The sequence below is a fragment of the Paenibacillus sp. sgz302164 genome (assembly GCF_056120505.1).
Map to the genome: position 1 here is coordinate 536390 of NZ_JBVYOL010000001.1, position 22682 is coordinate 559071.

Sequence of the window (22682 nt, forward strand, 5' to 3'; positions counted from 1 at the left end):
TGCACGGCTCCCTTCCTCTTGCGACGCACCGCTCCGCGCGCCGGGAGCTGCACGGCTCCCTCCCTCTTACGACGCCGCACTACGAGCCGGGAGCTGCACGGCTCCCTCCCTCTTGCGACACCGCTCCGCGCGCCGGGAGCTACTTCGCTTTCGCGCGTTTATCGGCTCTGTAGGCGTCGAACTGCCGTTGAATCTCGGTGATGACGTGTTCGATGCCTGCGTCTTTGAGCTTCGCTCTAAATTTTTCCATCGTGGGGTCCCAGTCGACATTCGCGTCATAAAGCCGGGGCAAGTACTCCGCTATGATGACGTTCAGCTGGGCGATCTCGGATTTGATCGGCGCCAGATCCGGCACGAAACCCAGCGTCGGGGAAGCCGCCGCTTCCTTATCCCAGTTGCGCAGCTGACCGGCATATTCCGGCGAAATGTATTTGCTGAAACGCTCGAATCGGATATCGTTCCACGCCCAGCTGATCGGATTGTACCGGTGCTCCGGGGCTATCCCGTCATAGTCGATGGCTCCGTCTTTCAACCGGTAATTGACGCCCTCGATTCCGTAGCTGAACAGGTCGTAGTTTTCCTGGCTGCTCCTAATCCAGTTGACAAAAGCTACCGCTTCGTTCACGTGCCTGCTGGTGGAAAAAACGGAAAGAATGTTATCCGCCCCAGTGAACATGTATTTCGGCTTTTCCGGGTGCAAATACACGTTTTCCAGCTCGCCGTCCGGGTTCGCCGCTTTGAAAGCATCGATTCGCTCGGTCTGCTTCAATACGACGCTCCACGTAGTTGCGATATGCCCTCCGTTAAAAGCCGCCTCGGGGTCCGGGTACTGCGAAGTGTCGGATGGGCCGTAAGGAATGTACCCCTTATGCTGCCATTCGTGCATTTTGCCCATAATGCTGCGGAAAAAGTCCGATTCATACGTGTTTCTTACCTTCAACTGCGGATCTGCCGGGTCGATATATACGGGAGCATTGAGGTAACTGCCTGCAAAAAAAGCCACATCGCCGTATTCCCTCAAAAGAAACCGCCCCGTGTCGTAAAAGTAGGGCGTAATTCCCGGCTCGCTCTTGGCAATCGTCTCCAGATACGCATCCATATCCGCCGCCGTCCTGATTTCGGGCAGGCCGTATTTTTTTCGCAAATCGCCCCTGATTTGAACAAAGCTTTGAAATTCGGAAATCGGCATCACTCTTGGAATTCCGTAAACGCGGCCGTTGATCGTAACGCCTTGAAAAGCGTAATCGGGCGTATTTTGAACAATTTCGTGCCCATAATGAGCCAGGGCGCCGTCCAAAGGAGCCAGCACTTTTTTTGAAACAAAATCGGAAATGTTGGAATAGGCGGTTAAAGCCAAATCGTACGGTTCGCCGCTCGCCGCAATGAGCCATTCTTTATTCCAGTATTGATCGTACGGGATAAAGGTGAATTCCAGCTTGATAGGCAGGCCGTCCTTGGCCAATTTCCGTTCGACCGCCTCCATCACTTCGTCCTGGGCGGCGGGCTTTTCAAGCGGCAGCAAAAGTTTGAGCGTAGTCGGCTGCATAGCCGGGTGCACCTGCTCAATAGGAAGTTGGCCGCTGCCTCTTTGCGCATAGCGGACTATGGCGGCGGCTGCAATCGCAACCAGCGTGAACAAAAGGGCAGTATACATGATTTTCTTCATCCGAGTCTCTCCTTCCGCCTATTTGAAACCGTTTGCACAAAATGGCTGCAAGGCTGCCCGCCTAATCGTCTCCAAGGAGTCTGTCCGGCGGAATTACTGTCATTTTGCATACATATACCTTCTACGTGGTTCATCGGACAGACTCCAAGCTCCATTCTAACTCATGACCGCGCTTAATGAAACCGTTCTCTCGCCCCGCCGGAACAAGGGAAACCGCAGCGGCCCCGTAACGGGACTGCTGCGGCTGCTCATCAATGCGGGCCGGCGTTCGCTTGAACGAGGTTCGGCACGCTGCCGGCCGAATCCGGCGTGTAGCTGTAGGGGAACGGAAGCGAGCCCGGGAACGAAGCGCCCGCTGCCGAAGTGCCGGTGGTCGCATTATAAGTATTATTCCGCTCGTAGAACTTATAGGGATCGGAGGAGCTGTCAAGACCGATCTGATTGCTCTGATTCGTTTTGTAGAAGTAATTGCTCTCCGAATAAATGACGCTGCCGCTGCCGATCTGGTTGGCGTTGTACTGCGCTTGCGAAGAGCCCTGCGAATTCGTTCCGCTCGGCGTCGTACTGTTGTCGAAGTAATTGTTGTACAGATGGACAAATCCGCGCATGAGCGGGCGCCCTTTCATATACGGCCCGAACCAGTTATGGTGCATCGTGACGTGCAGCTTGTTGCCTCCGTTCGTATAGGAATCGCTGGCATTCGAGCCTATCACCATCGCAATGCGCTCCGACGCCAGATCCTGATAGCTGCCGGAAATCCAGCTCCACTTCGGATTCGGATTCATGTTCATCCAGCTCGCCGTGAAATAGAAATGGCAGTAAGACACTGTGACATTGTCGGATTTTTGCGAAATGACCATCAGGTCGTCGCTCGTATTGTAGATCGTGCAGTGATCGACCCACACATTGGTGGTGCGGCGGAACGAAAGTCCCAAATAGTTGGTGCCGACGCCGCCGGGCACAATTTCCGATCCGCTCAAGTTTTGAAGATCGGCGATGTTGCCGTAAAACGTAATGTTTTTGATCACGATATTTTCAATGTTCGTGCCTGTGGGCAGCAGCTCGCCGCTGAATTTCAGCTGGATGTTTTGCAGCACGGCTCCGCCGCCGCTGGCGCCCTCGATCGTCGTATTGTTCCAGTCCGTGCTCGCAAAGGTCAGCGTCGTCAGCTTCGGTCCGCCATAAATATTGCCGGAAATGATGATATGATGCTTTTTGTTGTTAAACGCATTCTGCAGCTCCGCCAGCGTCTTGACCGTAACGGCGGCTTCCGTGGAACCCGTCGCGGTCGAATACCCTCCCGTGTTCGAAGCCGCCTCCGCCTTCGGTATTTCCAGATTCGGGAGCGACACCGACGACAGCAAAGCAAAACAAACCGTCACCATCGTTAAAACAACTGCCGACAATCTTTTCAAATGCATGAAATTCCCTCCTTGATATTTTTTTATAACGAAAACACCACGAATCCTCCCCGCAGTGCCAGGGCCATTGAAAGAGAATCGTGGTGTCTTGTTATCCGGGACCTTACTTTTTCCCGACCGCAGCAGCAGCCGTATATCGATCATATTGAGCCTGACGGCCCTTGATGACATCCTCGACGCCCATGCTCTTCAGCGTCTTGATGTATTTGTCGAATTGATCGAGATTTTCCTTGCCGGTAATGAACTTGATGTTCATTTCGTTCACATACGTCGTGACATCGGGCATTACCGTATTCTCGGTGTTGGCCTCTTCTTGCAGCGCGTAAACGAACGGGAACGGAGCTTTGATATATGTCTCCATCTCTTTGTCGATTTTGGCGTGCCAGGGAGCAACCAAAACATCTGTCGCCTCAACCGATTGCTCAATGGGCAAATTGACCGGATTAATGCCGAACTTCTGGATAAAATCGTTGTCTTTGCCTTTTTCGGTAAACTGTTTTTTCCCGTCGACGATATCGTAGGTTTGGCCCTTGAGGCCCCAGGCATAAATTTCTTTGGCTTCGTCGCTGCTCGCATAGTCCAGAAATTTAAAGGCAAGCTCCGGGTCCTTGGCATTTTTGGAAATGCCGAAAATGCCCGTGATCGGATTTCTGCCCAGATAGAATTGATCGCCGTGAGGCCCTTTCAGCGGCGCGATGCCTTTAATAAGCGGGGTGTTCGGGTCATAGTCCTTGAACAGCTTACTGTATACCATCGACGTATACCAACTGAAATTGAAGGTCACCCCCGTCAAATTTTGCGAAATTTTCGAAGTAATTTGGTCGGAGGTCGTGCTGGCAAAATCGGATTCGAGCAGCCCTTCTTTATAGAGGCCGTTCAGGTAAGCCAAATATTCCTTATAAGCCGGTTCATAATAGGAATAATGCACCTTGCCGCTGTTGTCGGCGTAAAAATTATTCGCCAAATCAAGGCCGAATGCCGGACCGAACGCATTCCCCAGCATGTTCGGCTGAACGGAGAACGGAATTTCGTCCTGTTTGCCGTTGCCGTTCGGATCGCCGGTCTTGAATTTGCGCAGCATGTCGGTGAATTCGTCGAGCGTTGCCGGCTCTTTCAAGCCGACTTTATCCAGCCATCTCGTGTTGACCATGAACGTCGGCATGTAGTTTTTGGTCACGGCGAGCTGCGGGATGTAGTAGATTTTCCCGTCAGGCGTCGTCAGACTCGCCTTTAGCACCGGATACTTCGCGAACAGCTTCTTGATGTTCACGCCGTATTTATCGATGTATTCGTTCAGCGGCTTGAACAGACCGCCCTGGATGTTCTTCATCGTCTGATCCTGATCGAGCTGGTACACGATGTCGGGCAAATCCGCACCGGCGGCAAGCCGCGGCTTGATCGCGTCGTTGTACGTGGACGGCGGGAGCAGTTCCCAATCGACGGTTACGCCGGCCCGCTTGCCGATTTCCTGCACGATGGGAGCCTGCTTCAGATCGACGTTGTTCGTCCAGGCGTTCGTCGCCAAAATTTTCAGCGTGCCCGGCTTGTCGGCAATAGGCCCGCTCCCGGTATAAGTGAACACTGCGGATGACGCGCCTGTCCCCGCATCCGTCTGCTTCGCGCCGCCGCCCGGGCTTGCCGCTTGATCGGCGGCGCCTCCTGCCGTGCAGCCCGCGGCGAGAGCGGCGGCAAGCGCCGGGATCAGCGTCAAACTCGCTGCGCTCTTTAGTCTTTTTCTCATCTTTCGTGACCCTCCTTAAGATGGCTAACCTAACGCTTGCGCTTTATACGGTAAGGATGCACTGCTACCCTTTTACTGCCCCTAACGTGATGCCGCGCACAAAATATTTTTGAATGAAAGGATAAATCGCAATGATCGGCACGATGCTGACGACAATCGAGACGTACCGGACTTGCAGCGTCGAAACCGCCAGCGCCTTGGCCGCCGTTTCTCCGCCCATCTTCTGCATAATTTCCGGCGAAGCCATAATGAGCACCCTGCGGAGAAAAATTTGCAGCGGCTGCAGCTCCTGCTTGCCCAGATACAACAGCGCGCTGAAAAAGTCGTTCCAATGCGCCACCGCATAATACAGCGTAAGCACGGCAAGCGTCGGCTTGGCAAGCGGTATCGCGATGCGGAACAGCAGAGTGAAATCTTTGGCCCCGTCCATATTAGCGCTTTCAAAAATTTCATTCGGGATACCCTCGAAGGCCGAGCGCAAAATCATGACGTTGAACGTGCTGACGAGGACGGGAAGCACCATCGCCCAGCGCGTATTGTAAAGCCCGAGCTCCGTAATGACCATATAGAGCGGGATGAGTCCCCCGGAAAAATACATCGTAAAAGCGATGTAAAAATTGAGCTTTCTCCGCAAAAAAAACTTCCTGCGCGACAGCGGGTAAGCCGCAAGACAAGTCGCGACGATGTTGAACAGCGTCCCTACGACCGTATACCAGATCGTGTTGTAATAAGACCGCCACAGTTCCGAATAACCGAGCACCATGCGGTAGCCGTCAAAGCTGGGATCGACGGGCAGCAGCGTGACCAGCTTGTTGTCGATCGCCTCCACGGAGCTCATCGATATGCTGACGACATAAAAAAAAGGGTACAAAGTGACGATAACGGCGATAATGGCTATACCGTAGACAAGCGCATAAAAGCTCCGGTCCGTCCAGGATTTAACCATAACGGCCTCCTTTCCGCGAACACCCTACCAAAGCGACATATCGTTCACACGACGGCTCATCTGGTTGGCGAAATAAACGAGTATGAAACTGATGACCGAATTGAACAAGCCTACAGCCGTGGCGAACCCGAAGTTTTGCGACTCGATCCCCTGCCTGTACACGTAGGTGGAGATCACATCCCCCGTTTCATAGGTAGCCCCGTTGTACAGCAGGTACACTTTCTCGAAATTGACGCTCATAATGCCGCCGATGGACAGCAGCAGCAGGATGACGATCGTCGGCTTCAGGCTCGGAAGCGTGAGGTGCCACACTTCCTGAAATTTGTTCACGCCGTCGATTTTGCCGGAATCGTACATTTCCTGATCGATCCCCATGATCGCGGCAATGTAAATGATCGAGCTGAAGCCGAAGCTTTGCCATATGCCGGACACCGTAAAGATCGGGCGGAACCATTCGGGAGCCATCATGAAATTGATTTTTTCCATGCCCAGCTTCACAAGCATCGTATTGACGATGCCGTCCGTCGGCGACAGGAAGTTGATGATCATGCCCGCGACGACGACCGTAGAAATAAAATGCGGCAAATAAGTGACCGTTTGGGCAAAACGTTTGAATAGGCCCTGTTTGATTTCCACAATGCAAATCGCAAACAAAATCGGAATGGAGAACCCGAAGATCAGCGGGTAAAAAGCGAGCAAAAAGGTGTTGCGCATAAGCCGCCAAAAATACCGCGAATTGACGAACTGGATCAGCCATTTGAAACCGACCCATTCCCCTCCGAATATTCCGTGCCCGGGCGTAAAATTTTTAAAAGCGATGAGAATGCCCGGCAACGGCAAATAACAAAAAATGAAGTAATAAAGAAACACCGGCAAAAACATCAAAATAAGCAGCTTATCCCTGCGGATCAGCTTGATGAGGGGCGTTGTCCCGTTATCCATTGCGTTCAGCTCCTTTCTGCACCCTACAGATTGAATTGTAGCAAATGGCCGGTCCGGCAAAAATCCAACATTTTTTCGATACGTATCATTTTTTTACGGATGTTCGCAGTGCAGCGGCAGCAAAAAGACCCCTATGCTGTCCGGGTTTTGTCCCGGCTGGCAGGGGGTCTTCGCATTCAAAGGCGGCCTCCGGGCGGAGGCGTCTCTGCAGCCATATATTTCGGAAAAGCAACATAAACTATAGTTCCTCTGCCCGCCTCGCTTTCGATTCGCAGCCCGTACGGCTGGCCGAAGCGGATCTGGATCCGGTCGTGCACGTTTTTTAGCCCATAGCCGGTCGTATTCATCGTCAGCACTTCGCCCGCCAGCTCCGGGCTCATGCCCGGCCCGTTATCCTCGATGGCGAACTCCAGATCATCGCCGGCCACGTATCCGCGAAGCAGAATGCGGCCTCTCGCGCTGCCTTTTCTCAGCTTGTCGATCCCGTGCTCGAGCGCATTTTCGAGAATCGGCTGAAACACGAGATTGATCATGTCGTACCGCAGCAGCGCCTCGTCGACATCGCACACGAAATCGAAATTGTTGTTATGCATAATCAGCTGAATGTGCATATAATCCTTGGCATTGTCGATTTCATTTTTCACGGGAATGAAGCTGCGCCCTTTGTTCAGCACCGTACGGTAGAAGCGGGAAACGGTATTCGTAATCCGGCTGATTTCCATCGCGTCGATTTGCAGCGCCTTCCAATTAATAATCGATAGCGTGTTGTACAAAAAATGAGGATTGATCTGCGTTTGCAGCGCTTTCAATTCAGCTTCTTTTTGCGTGATTTTGCTTTGATACACTTCTTCGATCAGCGTATTGATGTTGTTCAGCATTTTGCCGAACCGGTTCGTCAGCTGCCCGATTTCATCGTGCGAACGGCTGGACACGTCGATTTTCAAATTCCCGTTCTCAACGATAAGCATCTTCTTGTTCAAATGAATAATCCGTTTCACAAACGTATTGGAAAACATCCAAATAATGAAAAGCAGCACGGCCAAACAAATGACGGCGGTAAGCGCCGCAGCGCTCGCGATGCTTTTGGCATCGACGGATATGCCGTTCTTCGGCGTAAAATAAACGAGCTTCCAGCCCGGCTCCGGGATGTCCTCGGCAATATACATATATTCGGTCCGGTCCAGCGAAAAATAGCCGATTTTATCGTGCAAATTTTGCGACAAAACGGAAGATTCGTCCACCCCCGGGCTCATGCGATTGCTTTTGGACAAAACCGCTTTCCCCTGCTTGTCGGCAATGAGCACGCCGTAGGCATCCGCTTTGATCTCGTCCAGATCTTTGAACATGCTGTCCGCGTCAATGCTGAGAAACAGAACGGCCGGAGCTTTCCCTCCGGACGGCGCATTGTCGCCGGCAAACGTGCGGGTGGCAAACAGCTTGCCGTTCACGATATTCCACTGCGTTTGTTTGCTGCCGGCCTGACGGGCCGCCCACTGCAAATCATTCGTCAGCTGAAGCGGCAAAATGTATTCCCCGCGCAAAATATTCGGATTGTCCGTAAACACGGAAATCTGCAAAATATCTTTGTTGAAATCAAGAATATTGCTGAAAAAGGGGTCGACGTAATCACGGTACAGAACGGGAAAGTCACCGTAATTATCGATAAAAATTTGCTTGAACACGATGTTTTGCGTGATTGAATTAATGATCGACTCATGCTGCTTTGTCCGGTAATTGATCGTCTCCGCAATCTGGCTGACCGAACCGTCGAGACTTTGCTTCGCCTGCTGAAGCAGGAGACGGCTGGCCTGATAATAGGAAAACGCGCCGAGCACGATAACCGGAATGATGGACACGACCATATAGGAAATGAACAGCTTCTGCTTGAACCTGAGATTTTGAAAGTAGGTCAAAAATGTGCTCATATCAGCTCTTCGTCTCTCTGAATTTGGCCGGACTGATGCCGTAATGGTTTTTGAAAATTTTGCAAAAGTACGAATCGTTCATAAAGCCTACCTGCGCACTAATATCGGCAATCGTCATATTCGTGCTTTTGAGCAGCTCCCCGGCCTTTTGCATGCGGACGAGCGTCATATATTTGATCAGCGTCTGCCCGACTTCCTTGCTGAACAAATAGCTTACATACGTCTGCGTCAAATACACCTTGTCGGCGATCCACCTCAGACTGATGTCGAACATATAATTTTCTTCAATCAGCTTCAATATGTCTTTGATGACTTTTTTGGTAAATTCCGGGCCGCGCTCGTCAGACACGCGGTTCAGCATGCCCATCACGGTCAGCAGCCGCTGCCTCGCCTCGGCCAAGGATCTGGAGCCGAATATGTCCTCCACACAGGCACGAAACTCGCTGCTGTCCGCTCCCCCTGCCCTCTCCATTATTTTTTTGGCCAATTCGACGCACATGTATTTAATGTAAATGGCCGAATGCTGCCCGCTGCCGTCAACCGTTTTGAAAAAAAGCTCGACCCCTTTGCGAAAGCCGAAATCGTCTTTTGCGTCCAAATGCCAATAAATCGTATCCATCAGCTTCGGAATCGCATCCGTCAGTTCTTCTTTCCCATGAGTTTCATCCATGTACAGAACCGTGCTCTCCTGAAAGAAAAACTTGTACTCCAGCAAGTGCTCCATGCGTTCAAATTGTTCCGCAAGCTGCGGCGCCTCTTGTACCGGACTGCCCATGACGAGCGTGACCCGCTCCCCGTACGATTCCGTTATCCGCTGCTTCAGCCTGCCGCCCAGAAGATGCTGCTCTTCCCCGTTCAGCTCGCCCTCCTCATGCAAAATGAAGAGCAAGCTTTGGCTCTCGTTCAAGTTCGCATATTCGAACGGGGCGGCGATGAGATCCCGGACCCGCTCCGGGAAGTCGTCATGCTTGACGTCAAACACGTTATTGTCAAAATCGACAAGAATCATTTGCGTCCGCTTATCGCTGAAATCCATTCCGGCGTACGCCAACCGCTCGGCGAGCTGGGCGGATGCACGCTTACTGTCGATCATTTCGAGCAGCACGGTTTCCTTGGTCTGCTCCTGCTCTTTTTTGCACAAATCGATGACATGGGTAAACTCCCTGACGAAATCGTGAACGTCAACCGGCTTGAGCAAATAAGAAAAAATGTTGTAATGAATGGCCCGCTGGGCGTATTCGAACTCGCCGTAAGCGCTGAAAATCATTATTTTCAGCTCCGGAAAACGTTCTCTGGCTCTGCGGCATAATTCCAGGCCGTCCATGAACGGCATTTTGATATCCGTGAACAAAATATCGATGGGGCGGGCTGCTAAAATGTCCAGCGCCTCTTCGCCGTTCTCGGCTTCCGTCACCGCAAGCGGCAGCTTGTATTTGTTGATCAACAGCTTGATGCCTTCTCTTTCGATGTATTCGTCGTCTGCAATGAGAATGTGAAACAACGTCACTCCCTCCGATGCTCCATTTCCAGGCAAGCCATGACGAAAGGCGCGAAACCTTTGGGATCGTCCCGGCGTACGGGCTCGCTAATATAATAGGCGTACGAGCCGTCCCGGTAAGGTGTTCCGCCGAGCCCGGCGACGCTGCATATTTGATTCACATGCAGACTGCCGTCCGAATCTTCTTCGACGCAGCGGTCCAGCAAGCCCTGGAACCCTTTGCCCGCAGCCGCAAACGCGGATTCGCTTAAATATCCTTTTCTTGCGCCTTTCGCCAAGGCGTAGACGAACATCGCAGATCCCGAAGCCTCCAAATAGTTGCCTTCCCGGCCCCCGTGATCCGCCACTTGATACCACAATCCCGACGCCTCATCCTGCACCCGGACAATCGCCTCCATCAAGCGGTAAAATATCCCGATCACGATGCCCCGCTTCGGATGATCGGCCGGTAAAAAGTCGAGAACGTCGACAATCGCCATGATGTACCAGCCAATGGCCCGGCTCCAAAAGTGCGGCGAGCAGCCGGATTCCTTGTCGGCCCAGCGCTGCTCCCCGCTTTCGTCCCAGCCGTGATACAGCAGCCCGCTCTTCGAATCGCGCGCCACCCGTTCCATCAACAAAATCTCGTGCGCCACATCGTCAAACCATTCGGCCGCGCCGAACGTCTTGGCATACTGCGCAAGGAACGGAGAGGTCATGTACACGCCGTCCAGCCACATTTGGTACGGGTATATTTTTTTGTGCCACAGCCCGCCTCCGCTCGTCCGCGGATGGCTTTTCATCTGCGTCATCAGCAGCTCCAGCGCATGGCGGTACCGCGCATCGCCGGTCTGCTCGTCAAGCACGAACAGCGCTTTTCCTTGATTGATTTGATCTACGTTGTATTCTTCCAGGCGATACGTGTCGATACAGCCGTCCGGCCCGATAAATAAATCCATATTCGTCCGGATATAGTCGAAATAACGGTCATCCTTCGTCTGCCGCCAGACGCGTTCGATCGCCGTCAGCATGCAACCGTTTTCATAATTCCAGCATCTTCTCCTCTGAAAAGGCATATCGGATACCAACGGATACTGCCGTATGAATGAATCGGTCATGCGTATGGACCAAGCTTGAGTCATCGGGTATATCTTCCTTTCTCGTCAATTGTTCTCTGCACAGCCTGTACAAACCATTGTAGCAGACATCCGCCTATTCGCACATTCCATATTTCTTCGATACGTATCACTTTTTTGCGTTTGCCCCTGCAGCCGTTTCTATCTTTTCTTTCACAGAAATTTGCAAAAAAAGCATAGTTATTAATCCAAGCATCCAGAATGCTGCGTTCATATAATGACTGCGAAGGTACATTTAATAAGGGGTGATTCGTAAATAACGTTCTGGACACACACGGTTAACGACATCGCACCCCTTATTCTTTTTTGCGTAAATGTACCGATCAAACCATTTTGAAAAGGGGTGACTGGATATGGCATTTTTGGGATACGGCGGTTATGGCGGTTACGGCGGCGGTTACGGATCTTCATGCTGCGGAGTCGGAGTCGGTACTAGCACAGCAGCGATTCTGGTTCTGTTCATTCTGCTGGTTATCGTATTGACAACTTTCTCCTGGTAAAAAAGCGTTAATAGCCGGCAGCGGCCCAGCGTCGCAGCCGGCAGCCAAAAAGCAATCCGACGGCATTCCGCCAAGGATTGCTTTTTGCGCTTGATGCGGCATTGGTACGAGCGATCCATTGTCATGGCCTTTTTTTCCAAATTGACGAATAAATCCTGAACAAGCAACAAATTCTAATCGCAAATGTGTTTGGCGGAGGATTCTAGCGATGACGATTAGGCTGCGCAAATGGCTGGCCGGCAAGTCCCCGATGATCACTGAACCCGATCTTGAAATCGAAGAGAAAGAATTAGATGCAGACATTATCCGAAATGAATATTTCATAAAAAAAGAGTTTCAAAAATGTTCGGATCTGGTTTGTCAATACATTCAACATCCGGGTGAGACTCGAAAGCAATTCATTGTTTATCTCGAATCGTTAGTTGACGACACAAAATTGAAAGAACAAATCTTCAAACCCCTGGTTATTGAACATCATCATCCAATTGCGGCACTAACGGAACTCGGCGACGGAAATGCTTTTCAGACAGATATTAAGATCGCGGCTTCGAAGTGGCCGGATATTATCCGGCTCGTCCTGCGCGGATATGCGGCCGTGTTTACCGACGGTCAGGCTAAAGCTGTCTGCTTTGCAACAAACAAAATCATCCACAGATCCATTGAAGAGCCCACATCCGAACCTGTTATTCGGGGGCCAAAAGAAGGCTTTATCGAGAGACAATCTGTCAATGTGAGCCTGCTTCGCAACATCATCCGAACCCCGCGTCTTAAAATGGAGGCTTTCACCGTAGGCGCACTAACGGAAACAAAGGTGCTGATTGCTTATATTGAAGGACTCGCCGATGATTCTGTCGTAAGTCAAGTGCGGAATAAAATCAAATCCATTCGCATCGACGGAGTATTGGAATCCGGTACGATCGAGGAACTTATTATAGGCGATAAATTCCCCATCTTCCCTCATGTGCACATCACGGAACGGCCGGATGTCGTGGCTGGCAGCTTGCTGGAAAAAAGGGTTGCCATACTGGTCGACAATACGCCTTTCGTTATGATCGTACCGATCACGTTCTGGACCGGTTTACAGGCAAGCGATGATTACTACCTCCGTTACCCGATAGCTACGTTCTCAAGATGGATTCGTTTTATTTTTCTATTTATCGCCATTTTTGCTCCTTCCCTCTTTGTTGCGGTAACGTCCTATCACCAAGAAATGATCCCGACAAGCTTGCTGCTAAGCATCGCTTCGGCACGGGAGCCGGTACCTTTTCCCATTATGATTGAGGCTCTATTGATGGAAATTATGTTCGAAGCGCTGCGTGAGGCAGGCATCCATTTGCCAAAATCTATAGGCCAGACAGTAAGCATCGTAGGCGGTCTTGTCATTGGGCAATCAGCCGTGCAAGCGGGCTTTATTTCGGCGCCCATCGTTATTGTCGTATCGACAACGGGTATCGCCGCTCTTCTTATCCCCCGATTTTCTTTTTCAAACGGGGTCCGATTGTTGAGATTTCCAATTATTCTTTTGGCGGGATCGTTGGGCCTATACGGCGTAGCACTCGGTTTTTTGGGCATTTTGCTCTATGTAGTTCAATTGAAATCGTTTGGCGTTCCTTACTTTATGCCGATCGCGCCATTTTCGTTAAGAGCCTTTAAAGATGTTTGGCTGCGGACTCCCGACAACAAAGGTACCGGCATCTCCGCACCTTCTCACGAAAAGGCCGTCGAAGCTGCGCGGCAGGAAGGAAGTGAGAATAAGTGAAGCCATGGATAGCGATCGGGGCGCTGCTGCTTTTACTGCTGAATACAGGATGCTGGGATCGAAAAGAAATCAATGATCTCGGGCTCGTCATGGGAACTGGTATGGACTTGACGGAAAACGGCAAAATCAAGACAACGATTCAGATCGCTGTTCCCGCACCCTCTTCCCAGACATCGGGAGCCGGAGTTTCGAAAGAAGCGGACCGATTTTTTCTGATTTCGGCGGTTGGCAAAAATGGAACCGATCTGGAACAGAAACTTCAGCAAAAAATGTCCCGCACCTTGTTCTTTGCGCACCGAAGCGTCATTTTGATTGGGGAATCCTTGGCTAGACAGGGACTTAGAGACATTCTCGATGCGTTTTCCCGCCAACCGAGAAACCGTTTGAATGTATATATCTTTGTCGTTAAAGGAAAAAATGCGGAGGATTTGCTCAAAGTCAAATATCCGTATGAATTGGTGCCTGCCGAAGCCTTGAAGGAAATGGAACTGCTGCGGGGAGAAGGGACGGCTGTCACTATGCGCGATTACATGATTGCTTCGGAAAGCGAAGGCATGAGTCCGACCGTAGGGGTTCTGGAGCCCGATCATTTTTACAGGTCAGGGCAGGCGGGAGAGGACAAGCTGTTCCGCATCAACGAAACCGCCGTGTTTAAATCGTCTAAACTGGTCGGATATTTGAACAATGCCGAGACGCACGAATTTCTTTGGTTTAAGAAAAACAAAAAGACGGATAAAATTTCCGCTGATTTGCCTGAAGGAGCAGGAAATGTCGGATTTATCATGACAGACAGCCAAATCAAAATCGATGCTGCCTCAAGCGGGGAAACCTTAAAATTTCATATCGATCTAAAAGGATCGGGGGATGTGATTGAAAACAATACCTCGCTTGATATTAGCGAGCCGAAAAATATCGATATGGTCAAGCAGGCTCTGGAGAAGCGGATTCAAACAAATATGAATGCGTTTTTACGCAAAATACAAACCCAGTTCAAGACAGATATCGTAGGGTTCGGGCTGCAATTGAACAGGAAAAACCCCAAAAAGTGGCGCACCGTTGAAAAACAGTGGGATCGATATTTTGAAACGGCAGATATATCCGTATCCGTAAACCTCACCATAAAAAACACTGGAGCAATTGGCCCTTCGCTGCAGCATAAAGAACAGGAGATTGTGAAATAATGTTATTTTTGGCCGGATATGTGGCTTGTACGGCCGGATTCACGATTTATCAGATTCGCCGTTTATGGAGCTGCGGCGACAAACGGGAAGCCGTCGTATATGCGTTATTGATGTCCATTTCCGCAATTGTAGGCTCCCTTCTCATTGCTGGAATCGATGTTCCAAGCTTTGTAATTCCTTACAAAATCGTCTTTGAATCTATCGGCAAATCGATATTATCGCCCTAGCTTCGAGACTTTTGCTTTTATCGTATCTATGGCAAGCAGTACGATCGGCAGAAAACTTTGTGTAAAGAGAGCCAGTATCGGATATGTAAACGTAATCCAGGACTGAAATTCAGCCGCATTTTTGAAAATCCAAAGCGAGCCGACAGCCGATAACAAAGTGACCGGAACGACAGTTTGCCGGTAATTGCGAATACCGAACAATTGGCTCGTACTTAAACAAAACATGAAGAGCAGCATACAAACCTTGACATAAATGCCAAGAATCCAAATGGATACAGCAATGGCTTCAAGCCTTTCCAAGGGGCCAATGATCGTTGTGTATTTGATCACATTCAAAAAGGCAAACTTCAATCGGGAGGTGATCGGCCCCAATATCATGACCGTCATGACGTTGATGACCATAATTAATACAATGACTCCGCCTAGCGATGCCATCAATGTTTTGCGAACGGTTTGCGGCTTCTCATTCAAGTAAGGCAGAAAGAAACCGAGGAAGAAAAATTGGCTCATCCAAGCGGATGGGACGATTGCCCCTTTAATAACCGGAATCACCCCGTCCCCAAGAACCGGGGTCAAACGGGCAGGATCCGCATCCCGGAAGGAGAAGATAAAGACAGGGATAAGCAGGGTCAGGATGATCAGAAAAATGACCTCATTGCACCTCGCAATGGACTCTATCCCAGAGATCACGGCAAGGCCGCACAGCGCGAGCAAAGAGACCATCAATACTAGGGGAGGTGTATACGTCAAGAGAACGGTATTAAGAAACCCGGCATGTTCGTTTACAGTACTGGAAATGAAGAAAAACAAATAGTACATAAAATAAAACCCGAGAAGTTTCCCTATCCACTTGCCGCAAATCGCGGATGCGTACTGAATGATCGACAGACCGGGATAACGAACCGCCAGGGCGGTCAGCGCGTAGATGTTAACGATCCCGGTAATGGAAGCAGGGATAATGGATATCCAGGCATTTTGCTTGGCGAAGGATACCATAATCCCCGGAACGGATAAAATGAGCGTAGAGACGATAAAGGTAAAAAAAAGCAGGCTGAGCTGATAACCGGATATTTTTTCATTTATTTGCACGTATGTGTAGCACATCATTTCTTAATGGACTTTTCCTATTATTCCCTTGGAAAAGCTGATTTATGCCAATACGGCAGGGTTGCAACAGCTGCGGGCGCGGGTGGCGGCTCATGACGGCGGTTGTTCGCAGATATACCTAAATTAGAACTGGAATATCACTCAGGTCGAGGTATATTTTTTTGCCCTTGGCCTCAGCGGTTCTCACCATTTCATCGGCTCCCCTGGACGGCCCTCCTATTCTAAGAACCGCGTCGCAATGGGATAACAGCCGGACGGCTGACGGGTGAAACATACGGTCGAATATTTCATCTCCGATCCGGCGCGATCCGGCCGTTGCCATTAGCGGCAGGGCGTACCATTCGCCGAGGACCGGCATATGCCCCATCTCATAAACGCGCAGGGCCGTTTCATTCATCAGCCGCATATTGGCCTCGATGAGCGCCGGGTCATCTCCCGTGCTGGAACGGTAAGGCCCCGCTATCAGGATTTGCTCAGGCTTGGTCGCGGATTGAAGCAGCCCGTGCAGTTGGGCGTATTGCAGCAGCATAATCGTTTTTGCATCACGGATTTCACCGTTCTCCACCATATTCAGCGCCTGCCCGAAGGGCAGCTCCAGCACTTCAATTTCTTCCTGTTCTTCCTCTATGCCTCCGCCCTGACCCGAATGCATATGCGAAGCATATTCCGCCACGAAGAAATATAGGATTTCCGTGACCGAGCCCGGGGACATATACGCCTCTCCCACCTTGTGAACGTTGGTCACCCGGTAGCCGGTTTCCTCTTCCGCTTCACGTCGAATGCAATCCTCCGGCGAATCATTATCCAACAGCCCGGCGCAAGCCTCAATAAGCATCCCGGTTTCATTTCCGTTCATATAAGTCGGCATTCGAAATTGCCTGGTCAGAATGACGGTTTGCTTGTCCCGATTATACAGCAGAATCACGGCGCCGTTGCCGCGGTCGTACGCTTCTCTGGCTTGTGTTTCCCAGCTGCCGTCACGCTTTTGATAATTGAAGGTTAGCTTCTTTAACACGTACCAATTGTTCGATAAAACTTCTTCTTTCACCATTTCGATGTTCGGTTTCATAACTTAGTCTCCTTATCCTCTCAGCTTGCTAAGAAAGTCGCGCCACAAGGGAGGCTCCTAATTTGAGGCGCTGTCGTTTGTTCCCGCAGGTGCCTCTCCCGGCGCAGGGCAGTGGGAAGGGGACCGGAGCCGCGGGGGTTCCGACGAACTGGCGGGATGCTGCACAGCGGGCGGTCATGAATCGGCTTGGCAGGTTATGCGGGACTGGGCCTGGACCGGGACGGACCAGGCCGGACCGGGCGGACCAGGCCGGACCAGGCCGGACCAGGCCGGACCAGACCGGACCGAGACCGGGCGGACCAGGCCGGACCAGGCCGGACCAGGCCGGACCAGGCCGGACCGGGCCGGACCAGGCCGGACCAGGCCGGACCAGGCCGGACCAGGCCGGACCAGGCCGGACCAGGCCGGACCAGGCCGGACCGGGCGAAAGCCTGCGAAAGTGCAGGCTTTTTCTCCGATAATGGTCCAGTTTGGCGAAATACCTGCGATTGTGCAGGAATTTCCGATCAAAATGAATCTGTGTCCTTGTACGCGGGGAAAAGCCTGCACAATTGCAGGAATTGTCCGAAAACGCGCATGAAGGAGCAAAAAAACTGCACTTTTGCAGGCTTTCTTCGCGCAACCGGGCCGAGCTGCCCTGAAAATAACCGGCAACGCGCCATTTTCGTGCAGTATAGGGGCCGCCAAATGGCATAAGGGCCCTTGCTTCACGCGTCCAGGCAGAGAGGCCGCTGGCTTCAGGCGCGCGAGACTCCCGGCGGCCCGCTTTTTCTGGCACAAAAAAATCCCGAATCCTTCGTGATGTAGAGGCTCCCTTTTTCCGCTATCCTGGCCCGCAAATAGGCCGTGAATTGGTCGAGCCTCTCGCCGACAAGAACCTTCCTCGCATTCATCGGAGTTGAAGTGATGTAATGAAGGAGCGGGTTCACCTCGTCAACCAGCATATAATCCTCAAACCGGATCTGCTCGATCTCCGTAAAAGAAGTCTGCAGCACCTCTTTCCCGTTATCCAACTGGAAGCGTTCCATTACAGGGTCCAGCACCTGAATATGCGGATCAAAAGCTTGGACCAACTGCTCGATTTCCTGCAAATGACTTCGGCTCATCGTTGAGGCGTACAAGCAGCCGCCCGGCTTCAGCACACGGTGCATCTCCGAAACGGCCCGGCTGATGTCCAACACATGATAAAGCATGTGATTGGCGATTACGATATCGAACTCGTTGTCGTGAAAAGGAATCGCTTGGGCGTCGGCAAGCAGGAATTTGAACCGCCCGCTGTGTTCGCCCAGGCTCATCCGGGCCTCGTCAAGCATCCCTGCCGACAGATCCGTGAGCGTGATGCTCCACGTTTCGGGAATGCGGTCCGCATTTCTTCGCCATAACGCCGCGTCACCGCAGCCGAGCTCCAATATCTTGAGGCCGGGGAACGCGGCCAGATGTTCAAAAAACCACCGGTGCCATCCAAGCTTGTTCCGACTAAACCGGTCGTACAGACGTATTCTTGCCTGCAGCCGAACCGCATTATGGTACTGCTCGCTCCAGTCCTTTTCCTTATGGATCGTTTGGATAATGTCCGCCAAACCTTCCCAATCGACTTCCTGTCCCTGCTCATCTACCATACCTATCGCCTCTTCAATAGTTCTGTACACATACTGCATATGAGCGATCTTGTGTCGGATGATATCTTTTTGCATCTTCAAAGAGTCTCTCAGGTCCAATTCCGGGGCTGTATCGTTCAGGATGATTTGACTGATCTCGGCCAGGGATAACCCGATGTATTTCAGCATCTGGATCTTTTGCAGCCGTGCCACATCTTCTGTGCTATACAGGCGGGCGGAAGCATGGTTGTACTGTGCCGGCTTTAGCAAGCCGATCTTGTCGTAATAGCGGAGTGTGCGCAGAGTCATTCCCGTTCGCCGCGCGAGCTGACCTGTTGTCAAGTATTGGCGTTCCTCCGGCTTCAAGCATTCGTCCTCCTCTCGTGATTTCTATTATATCCGGTGACGTTACGTCACCTTCAAGCTTTATTTAAGACTGCAGCTGGTCACGCAGGATTCCAACAAAATCAGAGCCGGGGGTCCATCGATAAGGCCCACGGCTCTGATTAGGTTACAGTTACTAGATTTACTCAAGCAGCAAACCGAAGCTGCGGTCTCCGATCTGCACGGACTCCATGCCCGCCGCTTGAGCAAAACGAATGCCGGCAAGGAGCACATTGTCCCGCAAAACAGCTTCATAGCGCTGCAGCGCTTCCTGCAGCTGCGCATCGGCGTCCAAAACGAGATTCACCCGCCGCTCAATCGGCAAATCGAGCTTTTTGCGGTAGTCTTGAATCGCGCGGACGACTTCGCGCACGAGGCCTTCCTGCTCCAGCTCCTCCGTGATCGCGGTGTTCAGCGCCACGGTCATCTGGTAGCCGGAGGCGGAAGCGAAACCTTCCCGGGCCTGCTTCTCGATGAGCAGCTCATCCAGAGCGATCCGCACCGCTTCGCCTTCGATCACTGCGTCCACAAAGGCGTTGCCGACAGCCTGCCTGGTCTCGGCAGCGGATAACTGCTTCAAATGGCTTTGGATCGGCCCGACCATTTTCCCGTATTTTTTGCCGGCCGCCTTTAGGTTCAGCTTCAATTGGAAGTTGACGAAGCCGTTGTCGTCCTGTTCCACGCGGATTTGCTTGACGTTGATTTCGTCTTTGACGATATCCTCGAACCGGCTCAGGTCGAAATCGCCGCCGAATGACACGATCAGCTCGGATAGCGGCTGCCGGGTCTTGATTCCGGTCTCGTTTCTGATGCTGCGCGCCAGCTCGACGACTTGCCGCGCTTTCTCCATGCCGCTCTCCAGCGCCGCATCGATGACGGCCTCGTCCGCCTGCGGATAATCGGCCAGATGGACGCTGCCTTCGCCGCCGAGATTGCCATAGATATCTTCGGCAATGAGCGGAGCGTACGGCGCGATCAGCCGGGCGAGCGTCAGCAGCGCGCTGCGCAGCGTCTGGTAGGCGGACACCTTGTCCGCCGTCATTTCGCTGCCCCAGAAGCGGTCGCGCGAACGGCGGATGTACCAGTTGCTCAATTCGTCGACGAACGCTTCGAGCTGCTTCGCCGGATTCAGGAAATCGACGGCATCCAGCCCTTTCACCACTTGACGCACGGTGCTGTTCAGCCGTGAGAGAAGCCAGCGGTCCAATTCGTTTGCGGAAGCCTGCTCAGGATGATTGTCCGGATTGTAACCGTCGATCGTTGCATACAGCGCATAAAAAGCGTGCGTATTGTTGATCGTATCGATGACTTTGGACTTCGCCTCCGCGACGATCTGCTTCGAGAACCGCTTGCTGTTCCATGGCGCGCTGTCGGACAGCAGCGCCCAGCGGAACGCGTCCGTGCCGAATTCCTCAATGATCTCCCACGGATCGATGACATTGCCCTTGCTTTTGGACATTTTTTGCCCGTTCTCGTCAAGGACGTGGCCTGTCGAGATGACGGCTTTATACGGCAGTTGGCCGTTATAAAGCGTCGATACGGCCAGCAGGCTGAAAAACCAGCCGCGCGTCTGGTCGATCCCCTCGCAAATCATATCGGCCGGATATTGCTCGCGGAACTGCTCCTCGTCGCCGAACGGGTGGCCGTATTGCGCAAACGGCATCGATCCGCTGTCGAACCATACGTCGATCACTTCAGGCGTTCGCGTCATCGTGCCGCCGCAGGAGCAGCGCAGCTTCACTTCATCTACGTAAGGCTTGTGCAGCTCCAGATTGTCGTCCAGCGGATACAGCGATTTGCCCTGCAAATCGCGCAGGCTCCCCGGCGCATACTCGCCGCCGCAATCTTGGCACGTCCAGACGTTAAGCGGAGTGCCCCAATAACGGTTGCGGCTGATGTTCCAATCGACAAGCTCCTCCAAAAATTTGCCGAAGCGCCCTTCGCGCAGATGCGCCGGATGCCATTCGATCCCGCTGTTGTTGCGGATCAGCTCGTCTTTGACCGCTGTCGTGCGGATAAACCAGCTTTCCATCGCATAATAGAGCAGCGGCGTTTTGCAGCGCCAGCAGAACGGATAGCTGTGCTCGTACCGCTCCTTGGAAAAAAGCAGGCCGCGCTCAGACAAGCGCTTCACGATGTCGACGTCGCAATCTTTGACAAAACGGCCGGCGAATTCGGTAATCGTATCCGAATAAGTTCCGTCCGGTTTGACGACGTTCACAAAATCGAGCCCGTGCTGGCGCGCCGTCCGGTAATCGTCTTCCCCATGCGCCGGAGCGATATGCACGATGCCGGTGCCGCTCGCATCGCTGACATAATCGGCGTCGACGACGATGTGCCCTTTGCTTACGCCGATATAGCCGAACGGCGGCTCATAGGCGGTGCCTACGAACTCCGCTCCTTTATGAACGGACACGATTTCATAGCTGCCGGTCATCACCTTGTCGGCGAGATTTTGGGCCACGATGTAAATCTCTCCGTTTTGCCTTACTTTCACGTAATCGACGTCTTTATGGACCGCCAGCGCCACGTTCGCAGGAAGTGTCCACGGCGTAGTCGTCCAGGCGAGGAAGCTTTCGCCGCCCTGCTTGCTTTTGAACATGACCGTCGCGCTCAAGTCCTTGACATCCTCATAGCCCTGCGCCACTTCGTGCGAACTGAGCGTCGTCTGGCAATCCGGGCAGTACGGGCTGACGCGGTGGCCCTTGTAGAGCAAGCCTTTGCCGTGGATCGTCGATAAAATGTGCCACACGCTCTCGATGTAATCGTTCGTCAGCGTCACGTAAGGGTGCTCCATATCCGTCCAATAAGCGATCCCTTCCGTCAGCTCGCGCCACTGCCGCTCGTATTCGAAAACGCTCGCCTTGCACTTGCTTACGAATTCGGCGACGCCGTATTTTTCGATCTCCTGCTTGCCCGAAATGCCCAACTGCTTTTCCACCCCCAGCTCGACCGGGAGCCCGTGCGTATCCCATCCGGCCTTGCGGACGACGCGGTAGCCGGACATCGTTTTGTAGCGGCCGATAAAATCTTTGATGACGCGGCCGAGCACGTGCCCGATATGCGGCTTGCCGTTGGCCGTCGGCGGACCTTCGTAAAATACGAAGTTCGGCCTTCCCTGACGGTGTTCCACCGATTGGCGGAACGTATCGTTTTGCTTCCACTGCTCAAGAACGCGCAGCTCGCGGGTTCTGGCTTTTTCTTTCACATCGACTTTTCTCATGCGAGTATCCCTCTCTTTTTTGGGTTCATCCCATCCAAATTAACAGCTCCGAAAAAGGTGCGAAAAAAACAAAAAAATCCCGCCCCGTAAGGGACGAGATTCAACTCGCGATACCACCCTTGTTCCGCACCGACCGGCATGAATCCGATCTGCGGCACCTCCATCAGCGTACCATCATACGCGTTCCTTGTAACGGCGGAATCCCGGGGCAGCTTACTTCCTTGCTTCAGCTTTCCTTCTCGGAGAGGATTTTCGGTTACATCTTGTACATTGGCTTTCAGCGCAAGGCCAACTCTCTGGGGAACAAGGAAATAACGTACTCGTTCTCGTCAACGAATTTGTTCGGAACATTCAATTATTTTATTTGTACACCTATTTCC

General features: G+C 52.2%; 16 protein-coding genes and 1 other annotated feature. Of the genes, 4 read left to right on the forward strand and 12 right to left on the reverse strand.

The window, feature by feature from the left end:
• Positions 1–139 precede the first annotated feature (139 nt).
• The 8 genes from AC0LWT_RS02370 to AC0LWT_RS02405 all read right to left on the reverse strand — a co-directional run bounded on the left by AC0LWT_RS02370 (position 140) and on the right by AC0LWT_RS02405 (position 11260).
• Positions 140–1666, reverse strand: coding sequence for an ABC transporter substrate-binding protein (locus AC0LWT_RS02370; protein WP_474679597.1), 1527 nt, complete (start codon positions 1664–1666; stop codon positions 140–142).
• Between the two features lie 251 nt (positions 1667–1917).
• Positions 1918–3087 carry a pectate lyase family protein gene (locus tag AC0LWT_RS02375; protein WP_474679598.1) on the reverse strand — a complete coding sequence of 390 codons (1170 nt, stop codon included), beginning with the start codon at positions 3085–3087 and terminating at the stop codon, positions 1918–1920.
• Between the two features lie 103 nt (positions 3088–3190).
• Complete coding sequence (locus tag AC0LWT_RS02380; RefSeq protein ID WP_474679599.1) at positions 3191–4828, reverse strand: extracellular solute-binding protein; 1638 nt, start codon at positions 4826–4828, stop codon at positions 3191–3193.
• A gap of 64 nt (positions 4829–4892) precedes the next feature.
• Positions 4893–5774, reverse strand: coding sequence for a carbohydrate ABC transporter permease (locus AC0LWT_RS02385; RefSeq protein WP_474679600.1), 882 nt, complete (start codon positions 5772–5774; stop codon positions 4893–4895).
• Positions 5775–5798: 24 nt separating this feature from the next.
• Complete coding sequence (locus AC0LWT_RS02390; RefSeq protein WP_474679601.1) at positions 5799–6716, reverse strand: ABC transporter permease; 918 nt, start codon at positions 6714–6716, stop codon at positions 5799–5801.
• A gap of 176 nt (positions 6717–6892) precedes the next feature.
• The gene (locus tag AC0LWT_RS02395; protein ID WP_474679602.1) at positions 6893–8641 is read right to left on the reverse strand and encodes a cache domain-containing sensor histidine kinase; all 1749 of its coding nucleotides are present in this window, start codon (positions 8639–8641) and stop codon (positions 6893–6895) included.
• 1 nt (position 8642) lies between these two features.
• Complete coding sequence (locus tag AC0LWT_RS02400) at positions 8643–10148, reverse strand: response regulator (RefSeq protein ID WP_474679603.1); 1506 nt, start codon at positions 10146–10148, stop codon at positions 8643–8645.
• Positions 10145–11260, reverse strand: coding sequence for a glycoside hydrolase family 88/105 protein (locus AC0LWT_RS02405; RefSeq protein WP_474679604.1), 1116 nt, complete (start codon positions 11258–11260; stop codon positions 10145–10147). The genes AC0LWT_RS02400 and AC0LWT_RS02405 overlap by 4 nt, the downstream gene beginning before the upstream one ends.
• A 347-nt stretch (positions 11261–11607) precedes the next feature.
• Between AC0LWT_RS02405 and AC0LWT_RS02410 the strand changes: the two genes are divergently transcribed.
• The 4 genes from AC0LWT_RS02410 to AC0LWT_RS02425 all read left to right on the forward strand — a co-directional run bounded on the left by AC0LWT_RS02410 (position 11608) and on the right by AC0LWT_RS02425 (position 14921).
• Positions 11608–11754 carry a sporulation protein YjcZ gene (locus AC0LWT_RS02410; protein ID WP_474679605.1) on the forward strand — a complete coding sequence of 49 codons (147 nt, stop codon included), beginning with the start codon at positions 11608–11610 and terminating at the stop codon, positions 11752–11754.
• A gap of 208 nt (positions 11755–11962) precedes the next feature.
• The gene (locus AC0LWT_RS02415) at positions 11963–13513 is read left to right on the forward strand and encodes a spore germination protein (protein WP_474679606.1); all 1551 of its coding nucleotides are present in this window, start codon (positions 11963–11965) and stop codon (positions 13511–13513) included.
• Positions 13510–14694 carry a Ger(x)C family spore germination protein gene (locus AC0LWT_RS02420; protein WP_474679607.1) on the forward strand — a complete coding sequence of 395 codons (1185 nt, stop codon included), beginning with the start codon at positions 13510–13512 and terminating at the stop codon, positions 14692–14694. Before AC0LWT_RS02415 ends, AC0LWT_RS02420 begins: the two co-directional genes overlap by 4 nt.
• Complete coding sequence (locus tag AC0LWT_RS02425; RefSeq protein WP_474679608.1) at positions 14694–14921, forward strand: hypothetical protein; 228 nt, start codon at positions 14694–14696, stop codon at positions 14919–14921. The genes AC0LWT_RS02420 and AC0LWT_RS02425 overlap by 1 nt, the downstream gene beginning before the upstream one ends.
• Here AC0LWT_RS02425 and AC0LWT_RS02430 read toward each other — a convergent pair.
• From AC0LWT_RS02430 to ileS, 4 genes are all read right to left on the reverse strand, one after another.
• The gene (locus tag AC0LWT_RS02430; RefSeq protein ID WP_474679609.1) at positions 14910–16028 is read right to left on the reverse strand and encodes a GerAB/ArcD/ProY family transporter; all 1119 of its coding nucleotides are present in this window, start codon (positions 16026–16028) and stop codon (positions 14910–14912) included. The genes AC0LWT_RS02425 and AC0LWT_RS02430 overlap by 12 nt on opposite strands.
• Positions 16029–16146: 118 nt before the next feature.
• Positions 16147–17097 (reverse strand): GDP-mannose pyrophosphatase NudK, encoded by a 951-nt coding sequence (nudK, locus tag AC0LWT_RS02435; RefSeq protein ID WP_474679610.1) that lies wholly within the window; start codon positions 17095–17097, stop codon positions 16147–16149.
• 737 nt (positions 17098–17834) lie between these two features.
• Positions 17835–19061, reverse strand: coding sequence for a MerR family transcriptional regulator (locus AC0LWT_RS02440; RefSeq protein WP_474679611.1), 1227 nt, complete (start codon positions 19059–19061; stop codon positions 17835–17837).
• 160 nt (positions 19062–19221) lie between these two features.
• Positions 19222–22302 (reverse strand): isoleucine--tRNA ligase, encoded by a 3081-nt coding sequence (ileS, locus tag AC0LWT_RS02445; RefSeq protein WP_474679612.1) that lies wholly within the window; start codon positions 22300–22302, stop codon positions 19222–19224.
• An 86-nt stretch (positions 22303–22388) separates the two neighbouring features.
• Positions 22389–22644, reverse strand: a binding site (T-box leader).
• Positions 22645–22682 lie beyond the last annotated feature (38 nt).

Bases quoted from the DNA above. Each gene is read 5' to 3' on its own strand.
- ileS (WP_474679612.1), bottom strand. From the start codon at position 22,302: ATGAGAAAAGTCGATGTGAAAGAAAAAGCCAGAACCCGCGAGCTGCGC.
- AC0LWT_RS02395 (WP_474679602.1), bottom strand. From the start codon at position 8,641: ATGAGCACATTTTTGACCTACTTTCAAAATCTCAGGTTCAAGCAGAAG.
- AC0LWT_RS02430 (WP_474679609.1), bottom strand. From the start codon at position 16,028: ATGATGTGCTACACATACGTGCAAATAAATGAAAAAATATCCGGTTAT.
- AC0LWT_RS02425 (WP_474679608.1), top strand. From the start codon at position 14,694: ATGTTATTTTTGGCCGGATATGTGGCTTGTACGGCCGGATTCACGATT.
- AC0LWT_RS02380 (WP_474679599.1), bottom strand. From the start codon at position 4,828: ATGAGAAAAAGACTAAAGAGCGCAGCGAGTTTGACGCTGATCCCGGCG.
- AC0LWT_RS02390 (WP_474679601.1), bottom strand. From the start codon at position 6,716: ATGGATAACGGGACAACGCCCCTCATCAAGCTGATCCGCAGGGATAAG.
- AC0LWT_RS02415 (WP_474679606.1), top strand. From the start codon at position 11,963: ATGACGATTAGGCTGCGCAAATGGCTGGCCGGCAAGTCCCCGATGATC.
- AC0LWT_RS02370 (WP_474679597.1), bottom strand. From the start codon at position 1,666: ATGAAGAAAATCATGTATACTGCCCTTTTGTTCACGCTGGTTGCGATT.
- nudK (WP_474679610.1), bottom strand. From the start codon at position 17,097: ATGAAACCGAACATCGAAATGGTGAAAGAAGAAGTTTTATCGAACAAT.
- AC0LWT_RS02410 (WP_474679605.1), top strand. From the start codon at position 11,608: ATGGCATTTTTGGGATACGGCGGTTATGGCGGTTACGGCGGCGGTTAC.
- AC0LWT_RS02375 (WP_474679598.1), bottom strand. From the start codon at position 3,087: ATGCATTTGAAAAGATTGTCGGCAGTTGTTTTAACGATGGTGACGGTT.
- AC0LWT_RS02385 (WP_474679600.1), bottom strand. From the start codon at position 5,774: ATGGTTAAATCCTGGACGGACCGGAGCTTTTATGCGCTTGTCTACGGT.
- AC0LWT_RS02405 (WP_474679604.1), bottom strand. From the start codon at position 11,260: ATGACTCAAGCTTGGTCCATACGCATGACCGATTCATTCATACGGCAG.